The organism is Mangrovactinospora gilvigrisea (genome assembly GCF_001879105.1).
In the GTDB taxonomy this organism is placed as follows: domain Bacteria; phylum Actinomycetota; class Actinomycetes; order Streptomycetales; family Streptomycetaceae; genus Mangrovactinospora; species Mangrovactinospora gilvigrisea.
The window spans coordinates 1-859 of record NZ_MLCF01000196.1 but is presented as its reverse complement, the minus strand read 5'-3'; the positions used below and the strand labels follow the sequence as shown (position 1 = coordinate 859).

Below are 859 nucleotides of genomic sequence, written 5' to 3'. Positions count from 1 at the left end.
GTTGGGGGACCGGGTCGTCGCGGTGGGGAGCCTGGAGGCGAAGGGGCTGGAGTACGACGCGGTGGTGGTGGTGAACCCGTCCGGGATCGCGGGGGAGTCGGAGGCGGGGCTGCGGGTGCTCTATGTGGCGCTGACCCGGGCGACGCAGCGGTTGTCGGTGCTGTCGGAGGCGGCGGACGAGCCGGACCCGGACGGGGTGCCGGCGCTGCTGCGGTAGCCGGTGCGCGCTGTTCGCAGAAGGGGCGCCCCGGTGAACGGGGCGCCCCTTCTGAAGCTTTGACACCGACCCGCCAGAGCTCGCCTCTCGGCAAGTGGCCGCTCGTAGCGGCTTATGGTTGGGCCCGGGGGCTTGGATCGAGCCGATGCCGTTTCCCACGGTAGCACCCGCGGGGGGCGGGGCAAGAGTGCCCGCGCGGGGCGCCAGATGTCGGACCCGGCCAAACCGGCACGGGCGTACGTTGTGAGGGCCGCCATCGTGGCGGACGCCGCGAAAGTGGGACGATCACATGGCGTCCCCGACGCATCAGCAACGGCAGGATCCACCCGCAACATCCGCAGGAACTTGGAGGACGGCCGCTCATGGCAACGACGCCGAGTGTGTCCTATTCGATCACGGCGCGCCTGGAGGTCCCGGCGCACGGCAACGCCGTCTCCCGCCTGACCAGCGCCGTCGAGGAGACCGGCGGCTCGGTCACCGGACTCGACGTCACCGCGTCCGGGCACGAGCGGCTGCGCATCGACGTCACCGTCGCCGCCGCCTCGGCCAGCCACGCCGACGAGATCGTAAGGGCACTGCGCAACACCGAGGGCGTCACCCTCGGCAAGGTCTCGGACCGCACCTTCCTGATGCACCTCGGCG

Annotated in this window: 2 protein-coding genes; both read left to right on the top strand. The window is 71.6% G+C overall.

The genetic code is table 11. The features are described 5' to 3' along the window. A partial coding sequence (locus BIV57_RS23175) for an ATP-binding domain-containing protein (protein WP_139275785.1) occupies positions 1–217 on the top strand: 217 nt, incomplete at its 5' end. A gap of 362 nt (positions 218–579) precedes the next feature. After that, positions 580–859, top strand: a 280-nt coding sequence (locus BIV57_RS23170) for an ACT domain-containing protein (protein ID WP_473234607.1), incomplete at its 3' end; no start/stop codon positions are given.